Below are 23,993 nucleotides of genomic sequence, written 5' to 3' on the forward strand. Positions count from 1 at the left end.
GACTGCTTTTCAAACTGCGTTATATTTCGGCCTTGTGACTAGTTGTTCGGCATTTCGACAATTAACTGCAATGCCAGCTATGCAATTTTTGTGATTGGTCTTTCGGCCTGTTTTGTTATGATGGCGGGGCGGCACTAGTAGAGCGACTACCATACTGTAATGTATAGGTGAGTATCCCGATGGACAGATACGAGCGTGCGGATTACCGGGTCGTTAGTGGTCGTGACCGATTTGGTTACAGTGGTGCCGGTGCATTGGCGTCCGCCATCGAGCTGGACACCACGGAAAAGCCCGCGCGCCGTCAGGTGACCCTGCAGTCCGGCTTGCCGCTGACAATGATGGGCAATGATCCTGCCCCTCAACCCGAGCAGCCGCGCCGTCAGGTCGCGCTGGCAATCAAGAGAATTTTCGATGTTGTGGCCTCGGCTCTTGCGCTGGTGTTGCTGGCGCCGCTGGTGCTCATGGTGGCCATTGCCATCCGCATTGAGAGCCGGGGACCGGCGCTGTTTCGTCAGAAGCGCGAAGGGCTTCATGGTCATGCCTTCATGGCCTTCAAGTTTCGTTCTATGCGTCTGGAAGTGTGTGATGCCTCAGGGGTTGCCCATACCGTCAAGGGCGATCCACGCATTACGCGGGTGGGGGCATTTCTGCGCAAGACCAGCATTGATGAACTGCCGCAATTGCTCAATGTGCTGATCGGGCAGATGTCGATTGTGGGACCGCGGCCGCACGTGCCGGGCATGCTGGCGGGGCCGCAGCCCTATCGAAGCCTTGTGCCCTATTATGATCATCGGCTGAGCATGCTGCCCGGGATTACCGGCTGGGCCCAGGCCAATGGGCTGCGCGGTGATGCGTCCGATCCGGTACAGGCCCGGGCCCGTATCGACCACGACCTAGCCTATATTGAGAACTTCTCGCTCATGCTGGATCTGCGCATTCTGGTGAAGACCATTCAGCAGGAGTTTTTCGGGGGAACAGGCAGCTAATCGTTAAAGTCAGCTGCGTGGGGCCGTTGCCCCAAAGACCAGATTGCATCATGCCCTGTTTACGCAAACCCATCATGATGGCGCGGCACCTGCTGGCGGCGCGGTTTTGTGGTGCGCCCGGGTGCCGGTGGACAGAATTGACGATGTGAAGATGGCAGGGGATCGGGCGGCTTTGCGGTGGCCCGGCCTGGCCAGAGGGCCGACAGTCTTGGAGTTGAGTATGGTTGACGTTGTGAAGTTGCTGGATGCGGCCATTGCCGCCGGGGCGGAAATTCTGCGGATTTACGAGACGGATTTTGCGGTCTCGCACAAAAGCGACCAGTCGCCGGTGACCGAGGCCGATATTGCGGCCGAGAAGATCATTGTCGCGCAACTGCAATTGATTGCGCCGGATGTGCCTATCGTGGCCGAAGAAGCGGCCGCGGCCGGGCAGGTGCCGGCGACTGCCGAGCGGTTCTTTCTGGTGGACCCGCTTGATGGCAGCAAGGAATTCATTACCAAGAATGGCGAGTTCACCGTCAATATCGGGCTGATCGAGCACGGCGTGCCGGTGCTGGGCGTGGTGTATGCGCCAGCGCTGGGTCGTATCTGGTGGGGGCAGCGCCAGGAGGGTGCCCATTGCGCCCAGGTGGTGGATGGAGCGTTGCAGGGGCAGCGCAAGATCAGCGTGCGCGAAGCGGCCGAGGCCGGCATTGACGTGGTGGGCAGCCGTTCACATGGCGCCAGTGACACCGATGCGTGGCTGCAGCGCTTTCAGGTTGCCAATTTCGTGCCGGCTGGCTCCTCGCTCAAATTCTGCCTTGTCGCTTCGGGGGAGGCCGATCTGTACCCTCGTCTTGGGCGCACCATGGAGTGGGATACGGCCGCCGGAGACGCGATCCTGCGGGCTGCCGGTGGCCGGGTGCAGACGGTGTCCGGCGATGTGCTGTGCTACGGCAAGCGCAATCAGGGGCATGACACGGACTTTGCCAATCCGCATTTCGTCGCGTTTGGCGATCCCAATCTGGCTTAGGCCACACTGATCTCCGGAGCATTATCATGGCGCATGAGCGGATGACCCATTTGCAGTCTCTCGAGGCTGAGAGCATTGAGATTTTGCGGGAGGTTGCCTCGAGTTTTGAGCGGCCGGTGATGATGTATTCGATCGGCAAGGATTCCAGCGTCCTGCTGCATCTGGCGCGCAAGGCGTTTTATCCCTCCAAGATCCCGTTTCCGCTGCTGCATGTAAACACGACCTGGAAGTTCGCCGAGATGATCGCGTTTCGCGATGCGATGGCGGACAAGCATGGCTTCGAGCTGATCAGCCATACCAATCCCGAGGGTCTGGCGGCCAATATCAATCCGTTCGAGCATGGCTCCTCGCGCTATACCGACATCATGAAGACCCAGGCGCTGCGTCAGGCGCTCAACGCCGGGCAGTATGATGCCGCGATTGGCGGGGCGCGGCGCGACGAGGAGAAGAGCCGGGCCAAGGAGCGCATCTTCTCGCACCGCAATGCCAGCCATGCCTGGGACCCCAAGAACCAGCGGCCCGAGCTGTGGCGGGTGTTCAACACGCGGCTGAACCCCGGCGAGAGCATGCGGGTGTTCCCGATCAGCAACTGGACCGAGCTGGACGTGTGGACCTATATCTATGCCGAGGGGATCGAACTGCCCTCGCTGTATTTTGCCAAGCCCCGCCCTGTGGTGGAGCGCTCGGGCACGCTGATCATGGTCGATGACGCGCGCATGCCACTGGAGCCGGGCGAGACTGCGCGCATGGAAATGGTGCGGTTCCGCACGCTGGGCTGCTATCCGCTGACCGGGGCTATCCGCTCCGATGCGGCCGATCTGGCCTCGATCATCATGGAGATGCAGGCCAGCCGGACCTCGGAGCGCGAAGGGCGGCTGATCGACAGCGACAGCGTGGGTTCGATGGAAAAGAAGAAGCAGGAAGGGTATTTCTGATGGATATCTCAGTGACACCCGATACCGATATCGCCCTGTGGCTGCGCCAGCAGACCGACAAGTCGATGCTGCGCTTTCTGACCTGCGGCAGCGTAGACGATGGCAAGTCCACGCTGATCGGGCGGCTGCTCTATGACAGCCAGCTGATCCTGGATGACCAGTTGGCGAGCCTGAAAAAGGAAAGCCATAACCGCCATGTGGGCGATGAGGGGATCGATTTCTCGCTGCTGGTGGACGGGCTGACCGCCGAGCGCGAGCAGGGCATCACCATTGACGTGGCCTATCGGTTCTTTTCCACCGACAAGCGCAAGTTCATCGTCGCCGATACGCCGGGCCATGAGCAATATACCCGCAATATGGCGACCGGGGCGTCCAATGCCGATCTGGCGCTGGTGCTGATCGATGCGCGCAAGGGCGTGCTGACCCAGACCCGCCGACACAGCTTCATCCTGTCGCTGATCGGGGTCAAGCATGTGGTGCTGGTGGTCAACAAGATCGATCTGGTCGATTACGATCAGGGCGTGTTTGACCGTATTGTTGCTGAATATCGCGCCTTTGCCGCGCCGCTGGGGTTCAAGACGCTGGAGGCCATTCCGGTCTCGGCGCTGCGCGGCGACAACATGCTGAGCCAAAGCCCGCGCACGCCCTGGTATGATGGCGCAGCGCTGGTGCCCTATCTTGAAGCCATTGATGTCAGCGAAGACCGCAGCGCCCAGCAGTTCCGCTTTCCGGTGCAATGGGTCAACCGGCCCAATCTGGATTTCCGCGGCTTTTCGGGAACGGTGGCGTCAGGCGCCATTGCCGTGGGCGATGAGGTGCTGATTGCCTCCTCGCGCAAACCGGCCGTGGTCAGTCGCATCGTTACCATGGATGGTGATCTGGACCATGCCCAGGCGGGGCAGGCGGTGACGCTGGTGCTTGATCGCGAGGTCGATATCTCGCGCGGCGATGTGCTGTCGCGTCCCGGCGAGACGCCGGAATATTCCAACCAGTTCCAGGCCCGCGTGGTGTGGATGGCCGAGGAATCGGCGTTTGTGGGGCGCTCCTATCTGCTCAAGGTGGGCGCGCAAATGGTGCCGGCCACCATTACCGATCTCAAATTCCGCACCAATGTGAACACGCTCGAGCAGACCGCAGCGACCAAGGTCGACCTCAATGAAGTGGCCACGCTGACCATTGCCACGGACAAGCCCATCGCCTTTGACAGCTATGCCAGCAATGGGTTGACCGGCGGGTTCATTCTGGTGGACCGGCTGACCAATGCGACGCTGGGGGCCGGGACCATCGATTTTGGTCTGCGCCGGGCGCAGAACCTGACCTATCAGTCGTTCGATGTGAACCGCGATGTGCGCGCTGCCATGAAGGGGCAGACCGCCCGCATCGTCTGGTTTACCGGACTGTCAGGTTCGGGCAAGTCCTCGATCGCCAATCTGCTGGAAAAGCGGCTGACCGCCGAAGGCCGCCACGCCTATATTCTGGATGGCGACAATGTGCGGCACGGGCTGAACCGGGATCTGGGCTTTACCGAAGCGGCGCGCGTGGAAAACATCCGCCGCGTGGCCGAAGTGGCCCGGCTGATGGCCGATGCCGGCCTGATCGTGCTGGTCTCGTTCATCTCGCCGTTCCGCAATGAGCGGCGGCTGGCGCGCGAGATTGCCGGCGATATCGACTTTGTCGAGGTCTATGTCGACACGCCCATCGAGGTGTGCGAAGCGCGCGATCCCAAGGGACTGTACAAGCGCGCCCGCGCCGGGGAGATCGCCAATTTCACCGGTATCGACAGCCCGTTCGAAGAACCCACCCAGCCCGAACTGATCCTGCACGGCGCCGAACACGACCCCACAATCCTGGCCGACCAGCTCCACGACTGGCTCGCGGGGAAGGTCTAGGCCAGGCCGGCGAAGTCGCTCTGGTCGATATCGTTGAGGGTCTTCATCATCAGGCCCTGAAAGATGGGTTCCTTTTCGTCGCGATGCGCGACGATTTCGGGCATGCCGTTGACGCGGCAGATCAGGGCACTGCTCAGTGCGGCGCTGATCTCGGCCTGCATCAGCGGGAAGGCGCGCGCGCCGGGTCCGACAATCAGGATGTGGGCGGGGTCAAAGACGGCCATCATGCGGCTCAGGCCAAAACCGATGGCGCGTCCGGCCTGATTAAAGGCGTGGGTGGCACTACGATCACCGCTCTGGGCGCGGGCGATCAGGCCTTCATATTCATGGGCCGGGACAGCGGGGGCCGGGGTGGCGGTTTCGGGGACCGAATAGGCGGCACGCAGCACGCCATAATCGGCGGCATAGGCCTCAACGCAACCGCGCATGCCGCAGCGGCACAAGGCGCCATTGGGAATGTGGTTCATGTGGCCGAATTCGGTCGCACCCTCATCGCTGCGGCCCAGGATCTGGCCGCGGAAGGTCATGCCCATGGCGACCGTGGAGCCAACAAAGACGGTGGCAACGCTGGCATCGTGCAGGGCAGGGTCGAGCCAGCGCGCGCCTTCCGCCAGCAGCCGTCCGCGCTTGTAAAGCGTGACGGGCAGGGCGAGGCGGTCGGCCAGTTCGGCGCCGAAGGGTTTGCCCGCAAGGTGAGCGATGGGTGACCACTTCAGACCATGGGCCGAGCGGTCGAGAATTCCCTGCACGGAAATGGCGATCCGGCGAATCTCGGGGCCTTCTTCGGCATTGCGGCTTCTCAGGTGCTCCAGGCGTTCGGCGAGATAGTCCGTTGGCGAGGTCTCCAGGAAGGTGGTGGGGGTGATCGGGTTTTCGATCCGGTCGATCAGCACCCCGCCGTAATCGACCAGCGACAGACGAACGCGATTGACGTCGAGTTCGAGCAGCGCGGCCGCGCCGATAGTGCGATTGAAGCCCACCAGGGTGGCTGGACGACCACGCGCGCGCGCATCCGTCCGTTCGACCGCCGTCAGTTCGGTGATGACGGACTGGGCAATCAGGTCGTGGGTGATCGCGGTAATGCTGGCGTGACTGAGCCCGGTTGCCGCCGCCAAAGCGGTGCGCGAGAGCGGGCCCTGCACGCGCAGGGCGCCCAGCACCAAGCCCCGGTTCTGTCGCCGGACGCTGTCGCTATCGCTGACGTTTCGCGCCAAGCAATCGTCTCCTCACCTCAGGTCGCAACACACCATTCCTTGTCCGATATCGCAAACTGTATTTATTTCAGGTTGCGAAATTGATGTTGACTCAAATGCCGTGCCTATGCGACTTCTTTTTTCGAGCAGTGAAATTAATGCTCAGGGCGCCGGTGGAGGGGGCCCGCTGGGGTCAAACCACCGGCACGAATGTGGGCAGGAGGACTGGCCCACGAGGGAGGACTGACATGAATAAGTTTCTAACGGTAATGCTGTGCACGACCGTCATCTCCGGCTTTGCCGGCATGGCTCACGCAGCCGACGTTGTCGTCGGTGTGTCGTGGAACAATTTTCAGGAAGAACGCTGGAAAACTGATGAGGGTGCCATCAAGGCTGTGCTCGACGCTGCTGGCGCCAAGTACATTTCGTCTGATGCCCAGTCGTCCGCTTCCAAGCAGCTGACTGACATCGAAAGCCTGATCAGTCAGGGTGCCAATGCCATCATCGTGCTGGCGCAGGACAGTGAGGCCGTTGGCCCCGCTGTGGCTGCTGCTGTCGCCGAAGGTATTGCCGTGGTTGGTTACGACCGGCTGATCGAAAATCCAGATGCGTTCTACCTGACCTTTGACAATAAGGAAGTGGGCCGTCTGCAGGCTGCCGGCGTCGCCGCTGTCCAGCCTGAAGGCAATTACGTCTTCATCAAGGGCAATTCGGCAGATCCCAATGCGGATTTCCTGTTTGCCGGTCAGATGGAAGTGCTGCAGGCCGGTATCGATTCCGGCGCGATCAAGAATGTCGGCGAAGCCTATACCGACAACTGGAACCCAGAAGTCGCTCAGGCGAACATGGAACAGTTCCTGACCGCCAATAACAACGAAGTCGATGCTGTCGTGGCATCCAATGACGGAACTGCTGGCGGCGCCATTGCTGCGCTGGCCGCGCAGGGTCTTGCCGGTTCGGTGCCGGTTTCGGGTCAGGATGGCGATCACGCCGCTCTTAACCGCATCGCATTGGGCACCCAGACGGTGTCGGTCTGGAAAGACGCTCGCGAACTGGGCAAGAAGGCCGCTGAAGTGGCACTGGAGCTGGCCGGCGGTACCGCGCTTGATGGCGTGACTGGTGTCGTGCCGTTCGCTGGTGGGCCCAAGGGCGTGGCGATGAATGCGTTCTTCATCGCGCCTGTTGCCGTCACCAAGGATAACCTCAACGTCGTTATCGACGCTGGTTGGGTGTCCAAGGATGTCGTGTGTCAGGGTGTAGCAGCCGGTTCGGTTGCTGCCTGCGACTAAGCCCGAGGCGCAATAGTCTCAAATAAGGTAGTGCCGCGGCGTTCGCGCTGCGGCACTGTCATACAGGGTCGGTGCCGCCCGTAACGGGGCCGGGCGCCTTGCCTTTGGGGAGAATTCTCTTGGCTGATCAGTCTGCCATTCAAAATACCGTTCATCCCAGCTCCAATGTGCGCAATCCGCTGCAGCGGTTTCTGCTTGCGACCGAGCTGGATACGCGCCTGCTGGGCATGGTCGGCGCGCTGGCCATCATCTGGATCGGCTTTCATGTGTTTTCCGGCGGGTTGTTCCTAACACCCCGCAATCTCTGGAATTTGTCGGTACAGACGGCCTCGGTGGCCGTGATGGTCACCGGCATGGTGCTGGTGATCGTCACCCGCAATATCGACCTGTCGGTTGGCTCCATTCTTGGCCTGGTGGCCATGGTGATGGGCGTGATGCAGACCGATATTCTGCCCAATCAATTGGGGCTAGGGCTGGGGCATCCGCTGATCTGGGTGCTCTCGCTGGGCATGGGCCTGCTCACCGGCGTGGCCATTGGCGCCTTGCAGGGCAGCATTATTGCCTATCTGCGCGTGCCTGCCTTCATCGTGACGCTGGGTGGCTATCTGGTGTGGCGCGGCGCGGCCTGGTGGGTGACCATGGGGCGGACCGTGGCACCGATGGATCCGACCTTCCAGTTGATGGGCGGCGGACCGACCGGTTCGGTGGGCGAGCTGTGGAGCTGGGTCGTTGGTGTGCTGGCCTGTGCTGCCATTCTGGTCATGCTGTATTTTGGTCGTCGGCAGCGCCTGCGGTTCAATTTTCCGCTGCGTCCGGTCTGGGCCGAAGCGTCACTGGCCGTCATGGGCTGTGGCCTCGCCATCGGCGCGGTGTGGGTGGCCAATTCTTATCCCTGGCCGATCCGGATTGCCGAGAACTATGCTGAAGCCAATGGCATGGCCGTGCCCGAGGGCGGGCTGTTCATTGCGCATGGCATCGCCATTCCGGTGCTGATCGCGCTGGGCGTGGGTGTGGTGATGACCTTCATTTCGACCCGGACGCGCTTTGGCCGTTATGTGTTCGCCATGGGTGGCAATCCCGAGGCGGCCGAATTGGCCGGCATCAATACGCGCTGGGTGACGGTCAAGATCTTCATGCTGATGGGGGCGCTGTGCGCCATCGCAGCGGCGATCTCGTCGGCCCGCCTGAACGCGGCGACCAATGCCATGGGCACGCTTGATGAGCTCTATGTCATCGCTGCGGCAGTGATCGGTGGCACCTCACTGGCAGGCGGCGTGGGCACGATTGCCGGCGCTCTGCTGGGTGCGCTGGTCATGCAGTCGCTGCAGTCCGGCATGGTGCTGATGGGGCTCGACAGTCCGTTGCAGTCGATCGTGGTCGGCATGGTTCTCGTCTTTGCGGTGTGGCTCGATACGCTCTACCGCCGTAACAAACACTAGGAGTCCTTGAGATGCTGGACACCAGAACGCCGCTTGTGGAAATGAACGACATTTCCATCTCCTTCGGTGGCATCCGCGCCGTGGACCACGCCTCCATCGACCTGTTTCCGGGCGAAGTGGTGGGGCTGCTGGGCCATAATGGCGCCGGCAAGTCGACACTGATCAAGATCCTGTCGGGCGCCTATAAGCGCGATGCCGGCTCGATCCGGATCAATGGCGAAGACGCCACGATCAACAATCCGCGCGATGCCAAAGGCTATGGGATCGAAACGATCTATCAGCAGCTGGCCGTGGCCGACAATGTCGATGCCGCTGCCAATCTGTTCCTGGGGCGCGAGATCACCACAGCCATCGGCACGCTTGACGATGCGGCCATGGAATCCAAGGCGCGCGAAGTCATGGGGCGGCTCAACCCCAATTTCCGCCGCTTCAAGGAGCCGGTAAAGGCGCTGTCGGGCGGTCAACGCCAGTCGGTGGCGATTGCCCGGGCCATCCTGTTCAATGCGCGCATCCTGATCATGGATGAGCCCACGGCGGCGCTGGGCCCGCAGGAAACCACCCAGGTGGGTGATCTGATCAAGCAGCTGAAATCGGACGGCATCGGCATCTTCCTGATCAGCCACGACATTCATGACGTGTTCGATCTGGCCGACCGCGTGGTGGTGATGAAGAACGGGCAGGTGGTGGGCAGCGCCAAGACCAGCGACGTGACCAAGGATGAAGTGCTCGGTATGATCATTCTGGGCAAGGTGCCCGCAGGCGCGATGCCGGGGCCGGGGGCCTTGCAGGACTAGGGCAGGGCTGGACAAAGGCCTGAGACTGGCGCTGAAGTCAGTCCAGGTCCTTGTCCGGAGTGTCGCATGTTCCACCACCGCCACCGCGTCTTCTACATCGCCATGCTGGTGGGTGTTGTGGTGGCGGCATTGACGGGCTGGCTGTTTCCAAACTGGGCCGTCACGGCATCGGCTGTGGCGTTTTTCGGCAGCTATCTGGCACAGGCTGCGGTGCGCCTGCCAGGGTTGAGCGCTGGCTATCTCAAGGCTCACGCCGACGAGGCCGATGTGCCGATGGGCGCGATCTTCCTGATTACCGTATTGATCGTGGGGGTCTGCGTGGTGTCACTGTTTCTGGTGATCAATTCACCGCAGGAGCACGACACGGCGCAGCTGGTGCTCAGCATGATCGCCGTGGTGCTGGGCTGGTTCGTGGTGCACACCATGGCGACCTATCACTATGCGTTTGAGTACTATGAGGGCGGGCAGGACGGTGCTGTCGCGGGCGGGCTGGATTTCCCCGGTGGTGGTGAGCCCGATGGCGTGGCATTCCTCTATTTCGCCTATGTCATCGGCATGACGGCGCAGGTGGCCGACGTTGCGATCACTGCAAACCGCATGCGGCGGCTTGTACTGATCCACAGCGTGTTCTCGTTCTTTTTCAATACGGTGATCGTGGCGGCGACGGTCAATGTCGTGGTTTCCATCGGCGCGAATTGAACACTGGCCGGTTGCCGCCAAGGCGCCGGGCGTGCCAAACCTTGGGTCAATTGATCCAGGGAGAATCTCATCATGAAGACCCGCGCCGCCGTCGCCTTTGAAGCTGGCAAGCCGCTCGAAATCGTCGAAGTCGATCTTGAAGGCCCCAAGGCTGGCGAGGTTCTGATCGAGATCAAGGCGACCGGCATTTGCCACACCGATGACTTTACCCTGTCAGGCGCCGACCCCGAGGGACTGTTTCCCGCCATTCTGGGCCATGAAGGCGCAGGCGTGGTGGTCGATGTCGGGCCGGGGGTGACCAGCCTGAAAAAGGGTGACCATGTCATTCCGCTCTACACGCCGGAATGCCGTGAGTGCTATTCCTGCCTGTCGGGCAAGACCAATCTGTGCACCGCCATCCGCGCGACCCAGGGGCAGGGGTTGATGCCCGACGGTACCTCGCGCTTTTCACTCAATGGCAAGCCGATCTTTCACTATATGGGCTGCTCGACCTTTTCGAATTTCACCGTGCTGCCCGAAATTGCGGTTGCCAAGATCGACGCGTCGGCGGCGTTCGACAAGGTCTGCTATGTCGGCTGCGGTGTGACCACAGGCGTAGGTGCGGTGATCAACACGGCCAAGGTCGAGATCGGGTCGACCGCCGTGGTGTTCGGATTGGGCGGCATTGGTCTGAACGTGATCCAGGGTCTGCGTCTGGCGGGCGCGGACATGATCATTGGTGTCGACATCAACAATGACAAAAAGAGCTGGGGCGAGCGCTTCGGCATGACCCACTTCGTCAATCCCAAGGAAATCGAGGGCGATGTGGTGCCCCATCTGGTCAACATGACCAAGCGGCGCGGCGATCTGATCGGCGGGGCCGATTACACTTTCGATTGCACCGGCAATACCACGGTGATGCGCCAGGCGCTCGAATGCAGCCATCGCGGCTGGGGCAAGTCGGTGGTGATCGGCGTGGCCGGCGCGGGCAAGGAGATCGCCACACGGCCGTTCCAGCTGGTCACCGGCCGCACCTGGATGGGTACGGCCTTTGGCGGCGCCAAGGGTCGCACCGATGTGCCAAAAATCGTCGACTGGTATCTCGACGGCAAGATCGAGATCGATCCGATGATCACCCATACGCTGCGTCTGGAAGACATCAACAAGGGCTTTGAGATGATGCATTCGGGCGAAAGCATCCGTAGCGTCGTGGTGTACTAGGCTCGGCGCCGATCCGTTACGTTGCTGTCCAGTGCAGCGTGACGGGTGTTGTTTTGGAAGAGCCGGACAACCCAGCCAGCCGCTCAGACCAGATTGGAAACGCCTTGCCTGACCCCACCATCTTTGTTGATGCCGATGCCTGCCCGGTCAAGGCGGAGGCCATGAAGGTGGCCGAGCGGCTGGGGCTGGTCGTCACGCTGGTCAGCAATGGCGGGATCCGGCCATCGCGCGACCCCATGATCAAGGTCGTGGTGGTGCCTGCGGGTGCTGACGCCGCTGATGACTGGATCGTGGAGCAGGCGGCGCCCAATGATATCGTGCTTACGGCCGATATTCCGCTGGCCAGTCGGTCAATCGACAAGGGGTGTCACGTGCTGGGATTTAGCGGCAAACCTTTTACGCCAGCCTCGATCGGCATGGCGCTGGCGATGCGCGATCTGAACCAGCATCTGCGCGAAACGGGGAGTCCAAGGGCTATAATGCCGGCTTCACACCCGCTGATCGCTCAGCGTTTCTGAGCGCTCTGGACACGCTGGGGCGACGGGCTAAGTCGTTGGCAGGTAAGTAATCCTTAAGATTTCGCGAGGGGAATGTTAACCATAATGGGCAAGAACTAAGTGTAATTTCAATTACACCGAGTTCAGTTCGTGTCCCTTTCCCGTTTTGCTATGTCGCTGGTGGTGTTGGGCGTGATGCTGGGCGGGTGTGCCAAGCCACCGGCGGACAAGAGCCTGATGGCCTATTCGGCCAGGGCGGTTTCCAACGAGGTAACCGGCTCGATTATCCAGGCCTCACAGCCCATCACCGCGCAGCCCATGCCCGAGCGGATTTTCGCCTCGAGCCGGCTGGGTGGGCGGACACTGGCTGTTGGGTCCACGGCCGATATCATCCTGCGCCCGGGCGAGGTTGTGCTGACCTTTGACGATGGCCCGCGCGCCGGCAAGACCAATGAAATCCTGGCAACGCTGGACGATTTCGGGGTCAAGGCGACATTCCTGATGCTGGGCTCGGCCGCCCAGTCCAATCCTAAGCTGGCGCAGCAGGTTGCGCTTAATGGGCATACGGTGGGCAGCCACACCTTCAACCATGTTGATCTGGGCAGTCTGGACCGGCAGGAAGCGCTCGACGAGATCGCCAAGGGGGAGCGCGCAGTGTCGCGGGCCCTGGCAGGTGCAGGGCAACGCCTGTCGCCCTTCTTCCGGTTTCCCTATCTGTCCCAGACCGGTTTCCTGCGCACCAATCTGATGCAGGGCAGTACCATCGTTCTGGATGTCGATATCGACAGCAAGGACTACTATAAGGATAGCGCCGCCACGGTGGCCCAGCGCACGCTGGAGCGGCTCGAGAAGCGCGGTAGCGGCATTGTGCTGTTCCACGACATTCATGCGCGCACCGTGGCCATGCTGCCCGACTTTCTGTCGGCGCTGGAGCAGGGCGGCTATTCGGTGGTGCGGCTGGTGCCCAAGGATACCGGTGTGTTCGGGCGTGACGTGATCACGGCTGATGCGCCCGAACTGCGCGGCGCGCTCTAGTCTTCCTCGGCGTCCTCAACATCGGTCAGATAGACCGAGATTTCGATATCAATGCCATGCGCGGCAATTGCCGCTGCAGCATGGGCGGGCAGGCGGGCCGACATGGCCTCGCCGTGCTCGGGATAGTCAAAGGCGATATCAAGAACTGCCTTGCCGATGCGGCGGTCATGGAGCATGGCGGCGATGGTCGGCCCCGAGCGTTCGGCCAGTTCGAGCAGGCCGCGCACCGGGTTGCTCACCGGCACATCCACCTGCGCGTAATGGCTGGCCTCGGCGTCTTCGGGCTCAAAGCGGCTGGTGAGCTGTTTGAGCGCGGTGTCGAGCTCGGCCTGGGCCAGTGTAACGCCAGACAGGCGCAGGGCGATGGCAAAGGGCTCAAATGTGCTCATCAGGACCGTCCGGCAGTGGCCGCAAACAGAGCAATGGCGGCGGCGTTGGAAACGTTGAGCGACTTGATCGGGCCGGGCATGTCGAGCTTGACCATCTCGTCGCAGAGTTCGCGGGTGCGCTGACGCAGGCCCTTGCCCTCGGCACCCATGACAATTGCCATGGGCTGATTGTCGGTGCGCGGCTTGAGCTGAAGTTCTGATTCAGAATCAAAGCCGAGCACTAACATGCCGCGTGCCTTGAGCTTTTCGAGCGCGTCGCCCAGATTGCGTACTTCAATCATCGGCACCAGATCCAGTGCGCCCGAGGCCGATTTGGCCATCACGCCGGTTTCGCGCGGCGAGTGCCGGGCCGTGGTGATCACGGCATCGGCGCCAAAGGCACAGGCGGTTCGCAGAATGGCACCGACATTGTGGGGATCGGTGATCTGATCGAGCACCACCACCAGTTGCAGCGGATTGACGTCCTCAAGCTTGAAGCGGCTGACCGGATCAACTTCAAGGGCAGCACCCTGATGCACAGCATCTTCGCCCAGCAGGCGGTCCAGTTCCTTGGGCGTGGTTTCCTTGACGGTCACCTTGCCGATTTCCCCGGTTTCCTTGAGACGGTTCAGCGCATTTGGCGTTGCCAGCAGCACCTTCTTGATGCGGTCAGCATTGTCCAGCGCGGCGCGCACGGTGTGCAGGCCATACAGATAGACCGGACCGTCATCGGGATTGTAGCGCGGCTTGGGCGGAAATTTATTGAAGCTCATGAGCTTTGCGTAGCGCCTTTGCGCGATGCCAGCAAGCGGCTCGCCTGCGCAGATGCGCCAGGAAGCTGATTTTGGCCATTCTGGAGGGAAGGGCGTTGGTGGAGGGGACTGGATTCGAACCAGTGTACGCTAAGCGGTCAGATTTACAGTCTGATGGATTTAACCACTCTCCCACCCCTCCACAACAACGTCGCTTGGGTAGGATGACGCTGCGCCGAGGCGCGTCGTCGGGGCGGTTTATGGTGGTCTGGCGAGACAGTGTCAACTCCCCACACGCAATGGGCTGTAAAAAACCGCTTCGTTGCCAGATCGCTGCGCATTCTGGCGCGGCAATACCAAGAAGGTGTGACAGCCGTCAGGGGGCGGCCTCGCGCCAGTTTTGCTGGATGAAGGCCAGCGACTCGGTGCTCAGCGTATCGAAATCGGGGAAAAGCGGGCGCCAGACCCGCGTGGCGGCGGCCAGTTCGGGCAGGCCGGCGCCAAAGGCCTCCAGCGTTACCCAGCCATCATAGCCATTGGCCCGCACGGCGCTAAAAATTGCGGCAAAATCGATCTGGCCACGGCCGGGAATGCCGCGGTCATTTTCGGACACGTGCAGTACCCCCATATGCTGGCCCAGCGTGGCGATGGCCCGGGGCTGGTCCTGCTCCTCGATATTGGCATGGAAGGTGTCGTACATGATGCGGCAGGCGGGGTGGTCCACCAGTTCCACATAGGCGCGCGCCTGCGCCATGGTGTTGAGGAAATAGGTCTCGAAGCGATTGAGCGGCTCAAGGCTGAGATAGACCCCGTTGCTGGCGGCCCGCTCGGCGAGGGCGTGGTGGATTTCAGCGCCCCGCTTCAATTCGTCCAGCGTTGCCCCCTGACCGGTAAAATGGCCGATGGGGGCGTGAATCGGGCCGCCCACGCTTTCCGCGCCCAGGGCGATGGCGCAATCGAGGGTCCAGTCGAGATGATCCTTGCCCGCGGCGCGTTCGGCAGAATCAGCGCTCAGCGGATTGGCATGGACGGAGGGCACCACGGACGTCGAGGTGCGGCGCAGGCCGATGCGGTCGAGTTCCTGCCCCAGCCAGGCATAGTGTTCGGGCGCGCCGCGCAGCACGGGGATTTCCACGCCGTCATAGCCCATATCCTTGAGCTGGCGCAGCCGGCCAAGATGTTCAGCCTCGATAAAGCCGCTCAGGCACAGCAGATTGATACCCAATTGCATGCGCGTCCTCCTTGTCGACACCGCCATCCTTGCGCCAGCGGACCGCTTGCTGCAATGCGGGGGTTGCAGGCGCGCCGCTGTCGGGCTAATGGCTTGGCATCGGTCATTGACCGGGCGGGTATAGCTCAGTGGTAGAGCAGCAGCCTTCCAAGCTGAATATGCGGGTTCGATTCCCGCTACCCGCTCCAATATCTCATGTGCCGAATTTCCTAAAAGTCTGAAAATGCTCTCGTTTCCGTGTGATAGTCGCGTGAATGCGTATTTGACGGCGAAAATCGTGCTGCAAAACGGTCAGAAGATTTGCCACGTCGTCTGTCAGGAGACATTTGCGAGATGGACGGGCGAAGCCGCCGAGTACGCCACGTTCGCTTACCAGACTCACATTTTGGAGAACGGTGAGCCTCGGTCAAATCAGCGATGCGCGAGAAGCGTAGGGCGACCCAGACCGGCGAAATTCTTCGAGAGGGGACAATCTGGGGAGCTACCGCCCAATGGGAGCGGTGGCTGTCCCGGGAACAGAGGCTGAAGGGCAGGATAGGCGTCGCACGATCCGAATGGACGCCAATCAATGCACTTGCTGTGATGTCTTCGCGCCTTCGGACGTGCCTGTGACCCCTTCGGGGTTAGTCCGATTTCATATGCCGCGGTTTACCAGACGACGGGGTGGGTTTGTCCTGTGGCGACATTTACCAGGCCATCAGGCGCCAGTGGTGACGGGGCAACCAGTACCCAGCGCCACGGCGCACAGGTGAGGGTTGCAAATGCCAGCCGCTCGGGGAATCCCGGCCACCAGCGTGGTGAGAAGGTGGGCTCATACATCCAGTCGATTGTTTCTCCCTGGCGATAGAGCTCCTGCATCTCGGCATCCAGCTCGGCTGGCGGGCGTTGCGTCATCAGGCCACCAACCTCATAGCGTACCGTCGCCAGCACCACACCATCGCGTACCAGCGCCCAGCCGCCCTGGGTCTCACGCAAAGCGTTCACTGCCTGCGCCATGGCGTTGTCCGACGAGCCGACCACCCAGATATTGTGCTTGTCGTGGCCCATCGAACAGGCCAGCGCCACATCAGCTGTACTCGGTCCGGTGCCCAGCCAGAACATCTTTGACGTTTTCCCGGCGCCAGAGAAGCGGTCGACAATGGCGAATTTGGTGACGTTGCGGTCACTGTCGCGTTGCACCGCACCATCGCGCACCGACAGGTCCATGGTGATGAAGTCATCATCCCAGTGGAACGGGCGCAAAACCGCCGCATGCATGGTGTCGCGCCCGGGGACGGCAGGAATGGCGAAGTCGTCGGCCGTCATCTCCCGCTCGATACTGATCGTCTGGGTTGCCCATTCTGGCCAGGCAATTGACGGCACCGGCCTGAGGAATTTCGTGCCGGCCGAGACCTGCTCGCCATCGGCCCAGACCTGATCGATTGCCAAGGTCTGCACATCATCAAGCAGCACGATATCGGCAAAGCGCCCCGGCGCAATGGCGCCCACCCACGGGGTCAGCCGCATATGGCGTGCCGGGTTGATGGTCACCATCTGAATGGCAATTTCCGGCGCCAGCCCGGCCTGGATGGCCAGCCGGACATTGTGGTCGGTGGCGCCGATTTTCAGTGTGTCGGAACAGGAGCGGTCATCGGTGCACAGGGCGAAATTGGACCAGTCGGTTTGTCCGGCAGCCCGCAGCCCGGTGACAATCTCGGCCAGTGAGTGCGGGCGCAGTTCAATGAACAGGCCGCGCCGCAGCTTGTCCTGCACTTCCTGGGTGGTCCAAGCCTCATGGTCCGAGGCCATGCCCGCCGCGGCAAAGGCGTTGATGTCGTCAATGGCGCGCATGCCGGCGGCGTGGCCTTCGACAACACCGCGTTGCTCGAAAGTGGCGCGGATCATGCCCCACAGACGCTCATAGGAAGGGTTTTCGGGGTTCCAGACAGCGGGCCAGTCCATCACCTCGTCGAGTCCGGCGACCATCAATTGCTGCTGGAGAAAACTCTGTTGCTCGGCATAGCCGAAATGACCGCCCCCCATTCATAGGCGGTTGGCGGCACGGCAGAGCCGGGCAGGGGGAAGATCTTCATGGGCGAACCAGCCAGGCGCGCCGTCAGCCAGAATTCGAGATTGTGGGGCCCATCGACATTGGAAAATTCGTGGCTGGCCTCGCAGGTCCAAGTATTGCCGTGCGGCAGCACAAGTGCGGCCTCGTATTCCGGCGTCAAATGGCTGGATTCGATATGTTTGTGGACTTCGCCAAAACCAGGCACGGCGCTCAGGTTGCCAGCATCAACCCGCTCACCCACTTCGCCGCTATAGGCGCCGGCCGGCCCCACCCAGGCAATACGGCGCCCGGCTATGACAATCTCCTGGTCCGCATGCCAGTTGCGGCCATATACATCGAGCAGCCGACCAACACGCACGATACGGTCAGCAGGGCGTTTGCCCAGAGCGACCAGCGCCAGGTTCTGCCGGATGCGGACTTCGTCAGCGGCGTTGATCAGCTGATCGGTCGGTAAGCTTGGTGTCATGTCAGATGCCCTTCATCCAGCTTCTTGATGATCCAGTCGCGATAGCGCTGATCCTTGTTCCTGATTTCCGGCAAAACCCGTGACGCTTCCTCCATAAAGAAGCGATAGTCGCGTCCCATCTCCTGGCCGCGCCGGGTGTGCATGTCCAGTGCAATGTCGGGAATTTCAGGCATCTGCTCGCCCAGCGCCACAGCTTGCCGGGCCCAGTTCACCATGTCATCGGAGGTGCGGTCCTTCTCCGAACCTGCCAGAACCCTGATGGCATGGGCCGCAAACAGGAAGCGGTCCCCGCCGGGCCGGGCATGACGCTGATGTTGCTGATACAGTGTCTCGATTAGCACTGGTGCCTGAGGATTGCCCATGCCGATGTCTTCAACCGCTATCACGCACAACCGGGACCACAGCACTTCCTCGAGCTCGGCACTGGTCTGGTACATTTCCCAGCCCAGCAACAGGGCATTGTCTGTCATGCCCCGGCGCAGGCTCTTTTGCAGGGCCGAAATGACCTCGTCTGCTGCCATTCCATGTTCGGTCGTGGTGCGCTGCCATGGATCGGCCGGTTGCTGAACCTTTATCATTCCAATTCTCCCATTGGCGGGTCACGATCCGCGACTCGCACCTGTCATTATCATCCCGTGCACCAGGCCCAGTTCAGACCGCTGGTGGGCGGTACCCGTGGGCTTCAAATGCTCACATGGAGCTGCCACCGGTGAAGAGGGCAACAGATCTGCGCTCGATCAGCTCAAGCGGCAGCCGGGTGACCGGCTCCACGGGCTCCCCGTTCAGCAGAGCCAGCAAGAGCTCAAAGGCGAGACGACCCATTTCGGGCACAGGCTGGCGGATCGTGGTCAGCGGTGGGTTCACCAGCTCGGCGAACGGCATGTCGTCGAACCCCACCAGGGACATGTCATGCGGTACCGAAAGCCCGGCGCGCCGAAATGCCTGCAGGACACCGATGGCCAGATTGTCGGAACTGGCGAATATCGCGCTAGGACGGAGCTTCCGTGCGATGATCTGTTGCGCCGCCTCACTGCCGAAGGAGCGGCTGTAGTCGCGCAGGAACACGTCCGAGGCAGCAAATGTCAGCCCGTCCTGCGCCATGGCGCGCGTGAACCCGGCCAGACGTTCACCGACGCTCATCAGACCTGGGGGGCCACCGATATACGCAATGTGGCGATGGCCGGCGTCAATCAGGTGGCGTGTCGCCAGATAGGCACCGCGTTCATTCTCAACAAAGACACTGGGAAGACAGATGCCGCGAACATCCTCGTCGAGCAGTACTACCTTGTCCTGATTGCCGAGCAGCTTTGCCAGTGATCCGTCATCGGGTTGGCTGGTGATCAGGACCATGCCGTCAACATGCCGGTCGCGCATCCGACGGACGGCTTCGATCTCGCGGGCTCGATCGCCATGCGTGGATGACATGTAAACGGCATAACCGTGTTTTTCGGCTTCTGCTTCAACAGTAGCCGCGAGCTGGGCGAAGAAGGGGTTGTCGATTTCTGGCGTCACCAGGCCAATGGCTTCGGCGCGACCGGTCGACAGACGCTTGGCAAGCAGGTTTGGTCGGTAATCCAGCCTCGCAATGGCCGCGTCGATGCGGTCCCGCGTGGCCTGTGGCAGGACGATACTGTTGTTGAGGTGGCGCGACACCGTCGTGGGGGACACGCCTGCCGCTGACGCGACGTCGCTTAGTGTCGGCATGAAGCTGTCTCAAATGGCATGGCGCGCCCTCCACTCACCAATCAGCCGGATATTTTCCGCCACGATTCCGGCAAACAGGGCCGCGCCCTTTTTGGCGGTTGCGCGACATGGGTCACCAAAGCCGCCGGTCCCATTGAAGGTTCGCAATTGCATCGGTTCGAGACCAAAAGTTGGCGGGAATGAAGGATATTCGGGAACGGCGCGAGACAGGTCGACCGCTTCAGGGCGAGTGGCCAGCATCATGGCGGTCTCCACTTCATCGGCGTGGTAGAATCCGGGGGCTGCCGGTTGGCTATCGCAGATTTCGGAAGCCAGCTTCGCCAGGCCGGGGTAATCCAGGTGGATGACCGGCAGGCCAGCCTGAGCCAGTGTCCGCGCTGCCAGCGCGATGGGTTCGCGATTGCCGAAATGGCCGTTGATCACCACCAGACCCTGGACACCCATGCGCAGCACGCCGTTGCCGATCTCTTCGATCATGGCGCGCAGTGTGGCTGGCGAAAGTGACAGGGTCCCGCTGAACGCCTCGTTATTCCAGGCGTCGCCATAGGCAATCGGGGGCAGGAGCAGCGCCGAAAGTGCATCGGCGGTGCGGCGGGCGACACTGCTTGCCAAATCGGTATCGGTGCTTAGCGGAAGGTGGTGGCCGTGCTGCTCGCAGGCCCCAACGGGCAGTACCGCCAGCACGCCCTCATCTACGGCCGCTGCGACATCCACCCAAGACACTTGCGCCAAATCTCGACTGCCGCTCATTCCATTGTTCTCCATATCCGCGCTCAAACTAGCGGTCGGACACCGCAATCCGCAGCTGGCAAGACGTATCTGCCCGAGCAGCTACCGCCCTATTGGCCATGCGGCAGCGTTTCTCGCCGGGGGCCGCAGCATTGCGTACAGCGCATGATCGCTACCCACCAATGTGCAGTTGCTTCCCTCTTGTGCATTTTCTCAAGCCGCATATGATTTAGGCATGAACCCAAATTGTGCATTTGACAAGACCTTGAGAAATGGCATGAGGCCGACACGTAAAGCGCTTTACAATGTCGTTGCCAATTGAGCCGGGTTCTTCTCACCGATGCCGTCATTTTGACGGTGGACGAACGCAACAGCGTCCATAGCTGCGGCTGGCTTTCATTTGAGGATGGGCGGATCACCGGTCTGGGGCCGTCAGAGGCACAGCCCGATGCGAGCCGGTTTGACCGGGTGGTCAACATGGCCGGTCATCTGGTCATGCCTGGTCTGGTCAATGCGCATACACATTCCGCCATGGTGCTGTTTCGTGGACGTTCCGAGGGGCAGAGCCTGCTCACAATGGAAGGCTGGTACAACTCCATTCGCGAACCCGAGCTTTCCCTGATTGCCGACGATATCGCGCCAGCAGTCGCGCTCTCCTGTGCCGAAATGCTGCTTTCGGGCACGACAACATTTTGCGACCAGTACTTTTTTGCCTCCGAGATTGCCCAGGCAGCCGCTCAGAGCGGTATCCGCGCCGTGGTGGCCTACGGCATCGTGCAGTTGGACGACAAGGCGCGCGGGGAGGTGGAGCTGGCCAATGCGGCGGCCTTCATCGAGCAGCAACGCACCGCCGATGGCCGCATCGTCCCGTGGTTTGGGCCCCATGCGCCCTATGTGGATAATTCGGAAGACCTGCTGCAGGCCGAGGTCGCCATGGCGGTCCACTACGGTGTGGGCCTGCACCTGCATATGGCCGCTGGCCCTGAGGATAATGAGCTGACCATGGCCCGCTATGGTCTGACAGCCACCCAGGCGCTCTTGCGCGATGGCTTTTTTGCTGGGCGGGTGCACGCAGCGCATTGTCTTGATCTGTCAGCAGACGACATCGCCATTTTTGCTGCCGCGCCAGCTGCATCGGTGGCTTACTGTGCCTCGGCCGGTCTGCGGTCTGGCCGGGCGGGGGCATGCCCCGCAGTGGCGCTCAAGGCAGCCGGAGTGACCGTTGCGCTGGGGACTGACAATGTCGCGGCCAACAATGCCTATGACATGGTGTCTGAAATGCGCGTGGCCGGTCTGGTTGCTTCACATCGTGAGGGCGTTGCGCAGCCTATTTCGAGCGCCGAACTCATCCGCATGGCCACGATTGAGGGCGCCCGTGCTCTTGGGCTGGATCACGAGATCGGCTCGCTGGAGCCAGGCAAATCAGCCGATATCATCGCCATTGATATGCGCGGATCCGGCTATTCGGAAACCCCCGACTATGAAACGCTGCTGGTCTATTCCGGCAGCGGTCGCGACGTCGATAACGTCTGGGTCGCTGGGGAACAATTGGTTGCTGAGCGGCAGCTCGTTCGGCGACCCTATCAGGATATCCGATCCGCCTATTCCGCCACTTATCGCGATTTCTGGGCGCGGGTCGAAATCAACAAAAAAGGTAACTGACTTGTCCTCGAGTAAAAATCGCCTGATCCTGGATACCGATGGTGGTGTGGACGACGCACAGGCACTGTTGATGCTTATTGCCAATGGTCGGACACCGGACGCCATCACCACGGTTTTCGGCAATGTCGGGCTGGATCTGGCAACCCAGAACATTCTCGCGACGCTGGCGGTCGCCAAGGTGGGTGTTGCTGTCCATGCGGGAGCAGGGCGCCCGCTGACGCAGCCGGTGATCGACGCAAAGTATATCCATGGCGATGACGGTCTGGGGGCGCGCCAAGGCCTGACGTGGTCGCTGATGTCGCCAGCGAAGACGCCAATGGCTTTCTGATCGAAACGCTGCACGCAGCTAGCACGCGCGGAGAAAAGATCGACATCCTGATGATTGGCCCACTGACCAATCTGGCACTGGCGCTACGGCTTGATCCGACGATTATCAACGGGATCGGTCAACTCACCATCATGGGCGGCACGGTCTATGGTCGGGGCAATACGACGCCTGCGGCTGAATTCAACATCTATGCCGACCCCGAGGCCGCCGCGATTGTGTTCGGCGCCGATATCGACATTCTCGTAGCGCCCTGGGAGCCTTGCGTGCTGCACAACATGACCGGTGAGCATGTCGATGAGCTGTTTGAGGCTGTGCCCGACAGCCCACAAAAGGCGTTCTCCACCGCCTTGGCACGCCATGCCCGTCAGACTATTGCCGGCTATGGCGGCGGCGACAATTTCCGCTTTGTCGATCCGCTCGCTGCCGCCGCAGTGATCGAGCCCGGTATCATCACCAAGTCCATCCGCGCATCGGTCGATGTCGCTCTTGCGCCTGGCATCGCCCGGGGCATGACGATTGTTGACCCTTCAGGTCGCCTGGGTACGCCCATGGTGAGCCTGATCGAAGAGGTGAAGCTGGAGCGGCTCATCGCCCTCTACGCGGCCTCGATTGCCTTCGTTCCACAACACGCCTGATCCAACCCTCCCAGGAGTACTTCCATGACGTTGAAAAATCTCTCCCGCCGTTCGGCCCTTGGCCTGCTGTCTGCCGTCGCCCTGATGGGCTCGGTTTCCTCCGGCGCGGTTCTGGCGCAGGAATATTCGGCCGAAAACCCGCTCAAGGTCGCGTTGGTGCTGCACGGTACCCTTGGTGACAAGAGCTTCTTCGACAGTGCTGCTGCGGGCATGGCCAAGGCCCAGGCCGAGCTACCTGTCGAAATCAAGATCATTGAAGCGGGCTATGACAAGACCAAGTGGCAGCCTGCCTTGGCCGATGCTGCAGATAGCGGCTATGACGTTGTTATCGCAGGCACCTACGATATGACGCCTTATATCACCGAGCTCGCTGACGAATATCCCGAGGTCAAGTTCATCGACTTCGACGATAGCCCGGACTTCAGCGGTGGTGCCTATCCCAACGTGCTTTCGATCATGTACGGCACCTCAACTGCCGGCTACCTGGCTGGTTATGCCGCTGCCAAGGTGTCCGAGACCGGCACCATTGCAACCATTCTGGGCATGGAATTCCCCACCGTCACCGATTTCAAGGTGGGGTTTGATCAGGGTGCCATGGATGCCAATCCCGACATCAATATCATCAGCACCGTGGCCGGTACGTTCTCCGATCCTGCAAAGGGCAAGGAAATAGCGCTGGCGCAGTTCGGTCAGGGCGCCGATGTGGTTTTCCCAATCGCGGGCTCCACCGGCATTGGCGCACTGCAGGCCGCCAAGGAAAACGGCAAGCTCGCCGTTGGCGTGGACAGCGATCAGGCCACGGTCTTTGCCACCTCAGATCCCGAGCAGGCCGAGGTGATCTTCACGTCGGTGGAAAAGAAGATCGGCGAGTCGCTGTTCCTGGCCCTCAAGGCCACGATTGATGGCACCCAGGAATACGGCAAACGCGAGCTGCTGGGGCTCAAGGATGGTGCGGTTGGGATCTCCAAGAACAGCTACTACGAAAAGCTCGTTTCCGCGGAAATTCGCGACGAGGTCGAGGCGCTTGAAGCCAAGATTGTCTCGGGTGAGCTGGTCCCCAATAGCGACATGGAATAGTCGCCTGGCGCCGCTGTGACGGC

Annotated in this window: 21 protein-coding genes, 2 tRNA genes and 2 pseudogenes; 16 read left to right on the forward strand and 9 right to left on the reverse strand. The window is 61.3% G+C overall.

Annotated elements, in window-relative coordinates; genetic code table 11:
- Nucleotides 1-335: 335 nt before the first annotated feature.
- The 4 genes from AC0L37_RS06550 (at nt 336) to cysN (ending at nt 4,822) form a co-directional block, all read left to right on the forward strand.
- Nucleotides 336-986 (forward strand): sugar transferase, encoded by a 651-nt coding sequence (locus AC0L37_RS06550; RefSeq protein ID WP_427857081.1) that lies wholly within the window; start codon nt 336-338, stop codon nt 984-986.
- Nucleotides 987-1,206: 220 nt separating this feature from the next.
- Complete coding sequence (gene cysQ, locus AC0L37_RS06555; protein WP_212657609.1) at nt 1,207-1,998, forward strand: 3'(2'),5'-bisphosphate nucleotidase CysQ; 792 nt, start codon at nt 1,207-1,209, stop codon at nt 1,996-1,998.
- A 26-nt stretch (nt 1,999-2,024) separates the two neighbouring features.
- Complete coding sequence (gene cysD, locus AC0L37_RS06560; RefSeq protein ID WP_282221651.1) at nt 2,025-2,933, forward strand: sulfate adenylyltransferase subunit CysD; 909 nt, start codon at nt 2,025-2,027, stop codon at nt 2,931-2,933.
- Complete coding sequence (cysN, locus tag AC0L37_RS06565) at nt 2,933-4,822, forward strand: sulfate adenylyltransferase subunit CysN (RefSeq protein WP_282221650.1); 1,890 nt, start codon at nt 2,933-2,935, stop codon at nt 4,820-4,822. The genes cysD and cysN overlap by 1 nt, the downstream gene beginning before the upstream one ends.
- Here the strand turns inward: cysN and AC0L37_RS06570 are convergent.
- Nucleotides 4,819-6,036, reverse strand: coding sequence for an ROK family protein (locus AC0L37_RS06570; RefSeq protein WP_212657612.1), 1,218 nt, complete (start codon nt 6,034-6,036; stop codon nt 4,819-4,821). The genes cysN and AC0L37_RS06570 overlap by 4 nt on opposite strands.
- Nucleotides 6,037-6,263: 227 nt before the next feature.
- Here AC0L37_RS06570 and xylF point away from each other — a divergent pair, with 227 nt between their 5' ends.
- The 7 genes and pseudogenes from xylF to AC0L37_RS06605 all read left to right on the forward strand — a co-directional run bounded on the left by xylF (nt 6,264) and on the right by AC0L37_RS06605 (nt 12,968).
- Entirely contained in the window at nt 6,264-7,304 is a 1,041-nt protein-coding gene (gene xylF / locus AC0L37_RS06575) for a D-xylose ABC transporter substrate-binding protein (RefSeq protein ID WP_282221649.1), read from the forward strand.
- A 119-nt stretch (nt 7,305-7,423) separates the two neighbouring features.
- Entirely contained in the window at nt 7,424-8,743 is a 1,320-nt protein-coding gene (locus tag AC0L37_RS06580; RefSeq protein ID WP_473314721.1) for a sugar ABC transporter permease, read from the forward strand.
- A gap of 11 nt (nt 8,744-8,754) precedes the next feature.
- Nucleotides 8,755-9,537 (forward strand): ATP-binding cassette domain-containing protein, encoded by a 783-nt coding sequence (locus tag AC0L37_RS06585; RefSeq protein ID WP_282221648.1) that lies wholly within the window; start codon nt 8,755-8,757, stop codon nt 9,535-9,537.
- Nucleotides 9,538-9,603: 66 nt separating this feature from the next.
- Entirely contained in the window at nt 9,604-10,236 is a 633-nt protein-coding gene (locus AC0L37_RS06590) for a DUF1345 domain-containing protein (protein WP_282221647.1), read from the forward strand.
- Nucleotides 10,237-10,308: 72 nt separating this feature from the next.
- Nucleotides 10,309-11,436, forward strand: coding sequence for an S-(hydroxymethyl)glutathione dehydrogenase/class III alcohol dehydrogenase (locus AC0L37_RS06595; protein WP_212657616.1), 1,128 nt, complete (start codon nt 10,309-10,311; stop codon nt 11,434-11,436).
- 104 nt (nt 11,437-11,540) lie between these two features.
- Nucleotides 11,541-12,004, forward strand: a pseudogene (locus AC0L37_RS06600) (YaiI/YqxD family protein).
- 79 nt (nt 12,005-12,083) lie between these two features.
- The gene (locus AC0L37_RS06605) at nt 12,084-12,968 is read left to right on the forward strand and encodes a polysaccharide deacetylase family protein (RefSeq protein ID WP_269368804.1); all 885 of its coding nucleotides are present in this window, start codon (nt 12,084-12,086) and stop codon (nt 12,966-12,968) included.
- On the opposite strand, the gene AC0L37_RS06610 is transcribed toward AC0L37_RS06605, so the two are convergent.
- The 4 genes from AC0L37_RS06610 to AC0L37_RS06625 all read right to left on the reverse strand — a co-directional run bounded on the left by AC0L37_RS06610 (nt 12,965) and on the right by AC0L37_RS06625 (nt 15,319).
- On the reverse strand, nt 12,965-13,357 hold the full coding sequence (locus AC0L37_RS06610; protein ID WP_282221646.1) for a hypothetical protein: 393 nt from the start codon (nt 13,355-13,357) through the stop codon (nt 12,965-12,967). The genes AC0L37_RS06605 and AC0L37_RS06610 overlap by 4 nt on opposite strands.
- The gene (gene rlmB / locus AC0L37_RS06615) at nt 13,357-14,109 is read right to left on the reverse strand and encodes a 23S rRNA (guanosine(2251)-2'-O)-methyltransferase RlmB (protein WP_212657619.1); all 753 of its coding nucleotides are present in this window, start codon (nt 14,107-14,109) and stop codon (nt 13,357-13,359) included. The genes AC0L37_RS06610 and rlmB overlap by 1 nt, the downstream gene beginning before the upstream one ends.
- Nucleotides 14,110-14,205: 96 nt before the next feature.
- Nucleotides 14,206-14,290, reverse strand: a tRNA-Tyr gene (locus AC0L37_RS06620).
- A gap of 174 nt (nt 14,291-14,464) precedes the next feature.
- Nucleotides 14,465-15,319, reverse strand: coding sequence for a sugar phosphate isomerase/epimerase family protein (locus tag AC0L37_RS06625; protein ID WP_282221645.1), 855 nt, complete (start codon nt 15,317-15,319; stop codon nt 14,465-14,467).
- 114 nt (nt 15,320-15,433) lie between these two features.
- Between AC0L37_RS06625 and AC0L37_RS06630 the strand changes: the two genes are divergently transcribed.
- Nucleotides 15,434-15,507 (forward strand) — tRNA-Gly (locus AC0L37_RS06630).
- Nucleotides 15,508-15,967: 460 nt separating this feature from the next.
- Here AC0L37_RS06630 and AC0L37_RS06635 read toward each other — a convergent pair.
- The 4 genes and pseudogenes from AC0L37_RS06635 to AC0L37_RS06650 form a co-directional block, all read right to left on the reverse strand.
- A pseudogene (locus AC0L37_RS06635) lies at nt 15,968-17,835 on the reverse strand (adenine deaminase).
- Nucleotides 17,832-18,413 carry an AAA family ATPase gene (locus AC0L37_RS06640; RefSeq protein WP_249327580.1) on the reverse strand — a complete coding sequence of 194 codons (582 nt, stop codon included), beginning with the start codon at nt 18,411-18,413 and terminating at the stop codon, nt 17,832-17,834. Before AC0L37_RS06640 ends, AC0L37_RS06635 begins: the two are co-directional and overlap by 4 nt.
- Before the next feature lie 112 nt (nt 18,414-18,525).
- A complete protein-coding gene (locus AC0L37_RS06645) occupies nt 18,526-19,539 on the reverse strand; it encodes a LacI family DNA-binding transcriptional regulator (protein ID WP_212657622.1) in 1,014 nt (337 codons plus the stop codon).
- Nucleotides 19,540-19,548: 9 nt separating this feature from the next.
- A complete protein-coding gene (locus tag AC0L37_RS06650; RefSeq protein ID WP_282223012.1) occupies nt 19,549-20,262 on the reverse strand; it encodes a creatininase family protein in 714 nt (237 codons plus the stop codon).
- Nucleotides 20,263-20,586: 324 nt separating this feature from the next.
- Here AC0L37_RS06650 and AC0L37_RS06655 point away from each other — a divergent pair, with 324 nt between their 5' ends.
- The 4 genes from AC0L37_RS06655 to AC0L37_RS06670 are packed head-to-tail and all read left to right on the forward strand — an operon-like array spanning nt 20,587 to nt 23,970.
- Nucleotides 20,587-21,930 carry an amidohydrolase family protein gene (locus AC0L37_RS06655; RefSeq protein WP_473314726.1) on the forward strand — a complete coding sequence of 448 codons (1,344 nt, stop codon included), beginning with the start codon at nt 20,587-20,589 and terminating at the stop codon, nt 21,928-21,930.
- A gap of 1 nt (nt 21,931) precedes the next feature.
- On the forward strand, nt 21,932-22,258 hold the full coding sequence (locus AC0L37_RS06660) for a nucleoside hydrolase (protein ID WP_282221641.1): 327 nt from the start codon (nt 21,932-21,934) through the stop codon (nt 22,256-22,258).
- Complete coding sequence (locus AC0L37_RS06665) at nt 22,216-22,893, forward strand: nucleoside hydrolase (RefSeq protein ID WP_282221640.1); 678 nt, start codon at nt 22,216-22,218, stop codon at nt 22,891-22,893. Before AC0L37_RS06660 ends, AC0L37_RS06665 begins: the two co-directional genes overlap by 43 nt.
- Before the next feature lie 24 nt (nt 22,894-22,917).
- Nucleotides 22,918-23,970 carry a BMP family lipoprotein gene (locus AC0L37_RS06670; RefSeq protein ID WP_269368724.1) on the forward strand — a complete coding sequence of 351 codons (1,053 nt, stop codon included), beginning with the start codon at nt 22,918-22,920 and terminating at the stop codon, nt 23,968-23,970.
- Nucleotides 23,971-23,993 lie beyond the last annotated feature (23 nt).

The organism is Devosia sp. J2-20 (genome assembly GCF_055808475.1).